Source organism: Sandaracinobacteroides sp. A072, assembly GCF_052616365.1.
On sequence record NZ_JBQXGU010000008.1, the window covers coordinates 1 to 6,152 of the forward strand.

Annotated in this window: 6 protein-coding genes and 1 pseudogene; 1 reads left to right on the plus strand and 6 read right to left on the minus strand. The window is 60.0% G+C overall.

Translation table 11 applies throughout. The features are described 5' to 3' along the window. Nucleotides 1–97: 97 nt before the first annotated feature. From ACUJ46_RS12490 to ACUJ46_RS12505, 4 genes and pseudogenes are all read right to left on the minus strand, one after another. Nucleotides 98–547: a YqaA family protein gene (locus tag ACUJ46_RS12490; protein WP_445390831.1), complete on the minus strand. Its 450-nt coding sequence runs from the start codon at nt 545–547 to the stop codon at nt 98–100. A gap of 15 nt (nt 548–562) precedes the next feature. Beyond that, nucleotides 563–1,177, minus strand: a complete 615-nt coding sequence (locus tag ACUJ46_RS12495; RefSeq protein WP_445390832.1) for a transmembrane anchor protein — start codon at nt 1,175–1,177, stop codon at nt 563–565. Between the two features lie 26 nt (nt 1,178–1,203). After that, nucleotides 1,204–1,878, minus strand: a complete 675-nt coding sequence (locus tag ACUJ46_RS12500; RefSeq protein ID WP_445390836.1) for a HupE/UreJ family protein — start codon at nt 1,876–1,878, stop codon at nt 1,204–1,206. Between the two features lie 120 nt (nt 1,879–1,998). After that, nucleotides 1,999–2,868: pseudogene (locus tag ACUJ46_RS12505) on the minus strand (efflux RND transporter permease subunit); the annotation flags it as partial. 113 nt (nt 2,869–2,981) lie between these two features. On the opposite strand from ACUJ46_RS12505, the gene bioB reads away from it, so the two are divergent. Further along, on the plus strand, nt 2,982–4,004 hold the full coding sequence (gene bioB, locus ACUJ46_RS12510; RefSeq protein WP_445390833.1) for a biotin synthase BioB: 1,023 nt from the start codon (nt 2,982–2,984) through the stop codon (nt 4,002–4,004). 745 nt (nt 4,005–4,749) lie between these two features. Here the strand turns inward: bioB and ACUJ46_RS12515 are convergent. Both ACUJ46_RS12515 and ACUJ46_RS12520 read right to left on the minus strand, forming a co-directional pair. Then, nucleotides 4,750–5,295, minus strand: a complete 546-nt coding sequence (locus tag ACUJ46_RS12515) for a GNAT family N-acetyltransferase (RefSeq protein ID WP_445390834.1) — start codon at nt 5,293–5,295, stop codon at nt 4,750–4,752. Beyond that, complete coding sequence (locus tag ACUJ46_RS12520; RefSeq protein WP_445390835.1) at nt 5,285–5,593, minus strand: type II toxin-antitoxin system TacA family antitoxin; 309 nt, start codon at nt 5,591–5,593, stop codon at nt 5,285–5,287. Before ACUJ46_RS12520 ends, ACUJ46_RS12515 begins: the two co-directional genes overlap by 11 nt. Between the last annotated feature and the right edge of the window lie 559 nt (nt 5,594–6,152).

The following is a 6,152-nucleotide window of genomic DNA, read 5'->3' on the forward strand; positions in this document are numbered from 1 at the left end:
GATACGCCGTTCGAAATCTCCCCATGTGACACCTCCAAATCCATCTTCAGGGTGTCCACCAAAGCGGGTCAACTCCAACTCCAAATGCACTCTTGGCTCAGGCACTCCAGCCAATCACCGCGGCAGCCAGGACGGCATACCGGCCGGCCTTGGCCACAGTTACGATAAGGAGAAAGGGCAAGAGACGCATCCGGAGAACTCCGGCAACGACGGTCAGCGGATCGCCGACGACAGGGGCCCAGGAAAGCAGCAGGACGGCCGGCCCGAAGCGGGCAAACCAGCGCTCAGCCTTTTCAAACGCGCTGTCCGACACCGGGAACCATCGCCGGTCCCGGTAATCGGACAGGAAGCGGCCGACGATCCAGTTGCTGCACGAGCCGAGCACATTGCCTGCCGTTGCCACGAAAAGCAGAAGCGCCGGGTTAAAATGTTCTGCCACCAGCAATGCCGAGAGCAGCAGTTCTGACTGCGCCGGAAACACGGTCGCCGCCAGAAACGCGACAAGGAACATGCTGGCATAGCCCGCAAACACGGGCTCGACGATCATGAACTGGATTACCGCTCAGACCACTCGCTTGATGTCCTCGTAGATGCCGTCGGTCCTCAACGTGATGGTGACAGGCCGATCCGAGCGGTTGCGCCAGAACCAGCCATGCTTGCCGTCGAAGGCGGCTACCAGCGTACCTTGCTCGCCTGTGGAATCCTTGCCCTTGCCGTAGCCATGATAAAATGACCGGGGTGGATTGGGCGGATCGCCATGCGTATCAAAGTTGACCGCGCCGCCGCTGACCGACCAATCAAACTGCAGGCTTGCGCCCTTTGCCATCTTCGCCTTGATCTCTGCGCCTTCACCCGGCGCAAGCGTCAGGGTGGTCACATCTGATCTGCGCTCGCCAACGACCGGATCGGCACTGGCACTTGACTGCGATACAAGCGGCGTGGGCGAAACCTGGGGGATTGCATCTGCGGCAGCTTCGGCAGCCAGCTGCGCCTTGACCTCGCCCATCTGGGTAAAGCCAAGCGCCCGCCCGGCCCCGGTTGGGTCGATCGCATATTCGGCCGGGAGGACGACCGTCACAAGAATGGCGCCTGCCGCCACAAGGGCAACGGCCGTTGCGCGAAAGAGCTGGCCGCTGGTTGGAAGATCATCAACGCTGGGACGTTGCGAATTGAACATGGGGTTACTCCTGGGATGTTGTGAGTTCAGCTGACCGCGAGACCGGCGAGCTGATAGCCGACGAGGACAAAGCCTGCGGCCATGAGGATGGTGTTGGCGGCAAAAGCATGACGCATGAAGCTCGGCGTGCGGCGCCAGAAACCCATCAGGATGAGGATTGCCGCGAGCGCCAATAGTTGGCCGATCTCGACCCCGATATTGAATGCGATCAGATTGGGGATCAGCCCGTCTTCGGCAATCTCGAACTCGATGATCTTCGTGGCGAGGCCGAAGCCATGGAAGAAGCCGAAGATAAGGGTCGCCGCTTTGGTATTGGGCTGGACCCCGAACCAGCGCTGGAAAGCGCCGAGATTGTCCAACGCCTTGTACACGACTGACAGGCCGATGATCGCGTCGATCACATAGGCGTTGGCAGAGATGCCGGTCAGAACACCGAACAGCAGCGTGGTGGAATGGCCGATGGCAAAAAGCGTGACGTAAATTCCTACGTCCTTCAGCCGGTAAAGAAAGAAGATCACGCCAAACAGGAACAGCAGGTGATCGTACCCGGTCACCATGTGTTTTGCCCCAAGATAGACAAAAGGAAGAAAGAGCACGCCGCTGCTTTCCTGAATGTAGCCTTTGTCACCTTCGGCAACGTTGTGGGCCCAGGCTTCGGCGCTGCACGCCAGGAGCATCAGGAATACGGCCAGTGCGGCCATATACTTCAGGGCGGCGTCCGGCAGTTTTGGTCTTGCTAGGTCATTCATCGGATCGGCTCCGGCAATCGGTACAAACCCGCTCGCGCAGCGGTAACAGCGCGAGCGGATGAGATTGGTTGATCAGGCATTCTCTGGTGCAAGGGCTGCGTCCGGTTCAGCCGGTTCATCTGACTTGCGTGACCAGATCATCCGGTAAAGGGCGGGCAGCACGAGCAGTGTCAGGATGGTCGACGAGATGATCCCCCCGATCACCACCGTCGCCAGCGGACGCTGCACCTCCGAGCCGGCCCCCACGTTCAGGGCCATTGGCACGAAGCCCAACGAGGCGACGAGCGCGGTCATCATAACCGGTCTGAGACGCGTCAGGGCCCCCTCCCGGATTGCCGCATCGAGCCCCATGCCCCGTTCGCGCAGATCGCGGATGAACGAAAGCATCACGACGCCGTTCAGCACAGCGACGCCTGACAAGGCGATGAACCCGACCCCGGCCGAGATCGACATCGGAATGCCCCGGAGAGCCAAGGCTGCGACGCCGCCCGTGAGCGCAAGCGGCACGCCCGAGAAAACCACTGCTGCGTCTTTGGTTGAACCAAAGAGTGCAAACAGCAACCCGAAGATCATCAGCAGGGCAAGCGGAATCACGAGCTGCAATCGGGCCGAGGCGGATTGAAGCTGTTCGAAGGTACCGCCGTAGACGACGTAATAGCCCTCTGGCACCGTCACCTCGGCATCGACTGTTTCGCGCAGTTCGTCGATAAACGAACCAAGATCACGGCCGCGCACGTTTGCGGTGATCACCGCCCGCCGCTTGCCGTTCTCGCGGCTGATCTGGTTGGGGCCGACCGACATCTCGATGTCGGCAAGCTCCGAGAGCGGCACGAATCCGGCCCCTTCGCCAGGCAGGCCGATTGGCAACTGCCCCAGGGCATCGAGGTTGGTCCGGTTGTTCTCGGGCAGACGCACGACAATGTCGAACCGCCGATCGCCCTCGTCGCCGGGAACCGCCCGGCGGGTGGCCGTGAGCTGCAAATAATTTTCAAAAAGCGTTGACGCCGTTCGGCATTGCCTAGCAATGCGCCGCGGACTCTATGAAGGAATCTCCCATGACCAATGACCTCGCCAACGGCGGAGCGGAACCGCGCAACGACTGGACCCGCGACGAAATCGCCGCCCTGTTCGACCTGCCGTTCGACGATCTGATGTTCCGCGCCATGGCCACGCACCGCGCGCACCATCGCGCGGGAGAAGTGCAGATGTGCACGCTGCTTTCCATCAAGACCGGCGGTTGCCCGGAAGATTGCGGATATTGCAGCCAGTCGGCTTCGGCGGAAACCGAGGTGAAGGCGGAGAAGCTGATGGACGTGGATGCCGTGCTGGCCAGCGCCGCCAAGGCGAAGGAAGCAGGCTCGCAGCGGTTTTGCATGGGTGCTGCATGGCGCAACCCCAAGGAACGCGACATGCCCAAGATCGTCCAGATGATCGAAGGCGTGCGCGGCATCGGCATGGAAACATGCATGACGCTAGGCATGCTGAGCGCGGATCAGGCCCGCCAGCTGGCTGATGCCGGGCTGGATTATTACAATCACAACATTGATACTTCGCCGGAAAACTACGGCAATATTATCACCACGCGCACGTTTCAGGACCGGCTGGATACGCTGGATGAAGTCCGTAAGGCGGGCATCAACGTGTGCTGCGGCGGGATCGTTGGCATGGGCGAAACGCGGGAAGACCGCGTGGGCTTCATCCACGCACTTGCCACGCTGCCGCGCCACCCGGAAAGCGTACCGGTGAACGCGCTGGTTCCCGTAAAAGGTACCGTGCTGGGCGATATGCTGGCAGGCACCCCGCTTGCCGGGATCGACGAAATCGAGTTCGTGCGCACGGTTGCAGTTGCCCGGATCACGATGCCGCAAAGCATGGTGCGCCTTTCTGCCGGGCGTGAATCGATGTCTGATGCCGGGCAGGCCATGGCCTTTATGGCAGGGGCCAACTCGATCTTCACCGGCGACAAGCTGCTGACCACGGCCAATGCCGGCGACAACCGCGACGCGGCACTGTTCGCCCGCCTCGGGGTCGTGCCGTTGGCGGGCGAAGAACCGAAGCGCGTGATGGCCAACGCCTGATGGACGGGCGCGTCTGATGGGCAGCGGCGGGTCGGCGTTCGCGGCGCAGGCTGCGGATCTGGCGCGCCTTTCCGATCAGGCGCGCCGGCGCTGCCTGTGGCCAACGACAGCGGCTTCGACGGCTTTGACGCGGGATCACTCGTTGACTCCTGGCACCAACAGCCCGGCTGCTCTAGCTTGCTGAACGGCCCAGGTCCCGGACGTTAGGGTCGGCTCATTCCAGTGCATGTGCTTGGCTATCTGTTTGAGGCCGACAAACAGGGCATACTTGGATCGGCCAATATTAGTCAAACGAACAAAATATTCGCAGACGGCCGGCAGTTTTCGGCCGGCACTCCATTTGTCCACCGATCGGCTAAGAGGCCTGATCAGCTGTCGCAGTGAGCCTTATTAGCTTCCAAACTCAAAACCTCAAAAATTGCGATCTGAAGGCAGTATGGCTGAGACCAGCCGTCTCAAATCCATTTCAAGCTCCTCTCTGCTTTTGGCCTGTTCGCTGATACCAATTGACTACTTTGGCGGTTTACTGTGGTTCATTTTCCGCCACCTTCTACGACAGTGAGGGCATATTGGCGGTGGAGGTTGACTGACCTGGGTCAGGATCGATTGCCTGATGGTTGGCAGGGTTGGATGCGGCGGTGGTCTCAGGCTTCTTTTTTCCGACCCGCTGCCTTGAGGCGGCGAGCTTGCAGGAAGGCGTACGCGACCATCCTCATAAAGCACTGTAATAATTGGTAAAAAGCCTTCACTTCAAAGTCGCTCTTACATCAGCCATAGGAATGTACACACGGCGCGGATTCTCCGGATCCTCAAGCGGGAGGAATCCTAACTCGCCATAGAATTTCCATCTCCGGTCGAAGTGATCGCCGTCCAGCACATCGAGCACAACGGCGGCAGCCCCCATCTGGTCGGCAATCTCAAGGCAACGCTCCATCGCGTCAATGATAAGTGCGGTGCCAAGGCTTTTGCCCTGCATGTCCTCGCGGACGGCCACCGTCCGAATGTAGATGACCGGGACATCCGGAACCCTGGCGCGCTGCCCTTTCTTCGGGCCGAATTCCGCACGCACGGCCATGGCGCCGAGCGTGTAGAAGCCGAGTACCGCGCTATCCCCGTCGGCCGTTGCGATCCACGCGGTGACCATGCCGTCCTTGACCTGGTCGGAAAGGGACGATTTCAGGAAGTTGTCGATCGGTGCAAAGCCACATGAAAAGGCGCTGCGGTCGTGCAGCGCCTTGTCGAATTTTGCGATCGTCAGGGCTGGAAGGTCAGCCTCTGTTTCAGCCGGCATCGTTGAGGAGGCCCTTCGTTGCCTTCGCTGCACGAGCGAGGCCGGGCACCTTCTTACCCGGTGCATCGACAGCGGCCTTGAAGGCTTCGAATGCCTCGATCGGGAGAATCGACAGGGACATGCGCTGTTCGACTTCCTGCGCACGCAGCAGGGCTGCCTGGCGTATGAAGTCTGCCTCTTGCAGGCCGGTAGCATCTGCGGCAGCCTTAATTCGTTTTTCGTCGGCGCGATGCAGGCGCAGTTCCTTGCGTGCCTCCATCTTGCCCGGTGTAGGCGTTACAGTTTCTAGCGCGAACATAGCCAATCTCCTTGCAAGGTCATGTACGGTATATCGCCGGACATTTCAAGAAGGCTGAATTTCTCCAGCGCTAAGGATCAGTGCGAGGATAACTTTTGCCAACCGCCTCATGAGGGATTCGAATTCATCACGATTACATAATAATCAATGGCTTATGCCCCAGAGAAGGTTCGACGCCGGTCGGCCGCCGACCGCCATTTCAACGGGTTAACCGATTGTTTTCAAACGAAAAGCCGGAAAACCTGCCCCCAGTATATCCCCCACTTTGACAAGGCTTGCCCCGGAACGTGGTGGAAACAAAAGCCCCGCCAGTGGGGGCGGGGCTTCGGGCCTCTCATGTCAATTCAACCCCCTGTTGCAATTTTGCGTCGCTCAAAAGAATACGCCCCCCGCCGGTCCTGTGATGAAGCGGAAAAAACTTTCCGACTACCCCCCCCGTGTTTGAATTCGACAGGGGGCGCAGGGACAGGCTTCCCCCCTCGGGACAAAACCGACATAACCGACAAAACCCCCTTTCCCGGTAGCCGTCGCCACGCCTTCGCTACCCATCGGGTCATGT

What these genes read in the sequence shown, in the direction of transcription:
- ACUJ46_RS12490 (WP_445390831.1), bottom strand. Translation starts at nt 547, where the DNA reads ATGATCGTCGAGCCCGTGTTTGCGGGCTATGCCAGCATGTTCCTTGTC.
- ACUJ46_RS12495 (WP_445390832.1), bottom strand. Translation starts at nt 1,177, where the DNA reads ATGTTCAATTCGCAACGTCCCAGCGTTGATGATCTTCCAACCAGCGGC.
- ACUJ46_RS12500 (WP_445390836.1), bottom strand. Translation starts at nt 1,878, where the DNA reads ATGGCCGCACTGGCCGTATTCCTGATGCTCCTGGCGTGCAGCGCCGAA.
- bioB (WP_445390833.1), top strand. Translation starts at nt 2,982, where the DNA reads ATGACCAATGACCTCGCCAACGGCGGAGCGGAACCGCGCAACGACTGG.
- ACUJ46_RS12515 (WP_445390834.1), bottom strand. Translation starts at nt 5,295, where the DNA reads ATGCCGGCTGAAACAGAGGCTGACCTTCCAGCCCTGACGATCGCAAAA.
- ACUJ46_RS12520 (WP_445390835.1), bottom strand. Translation starts at nt 5,593, where the DNA reads ATGTTCGCGCTAGAAACTGTAACGCCTACACCGGGCAAGATGGAGGCA.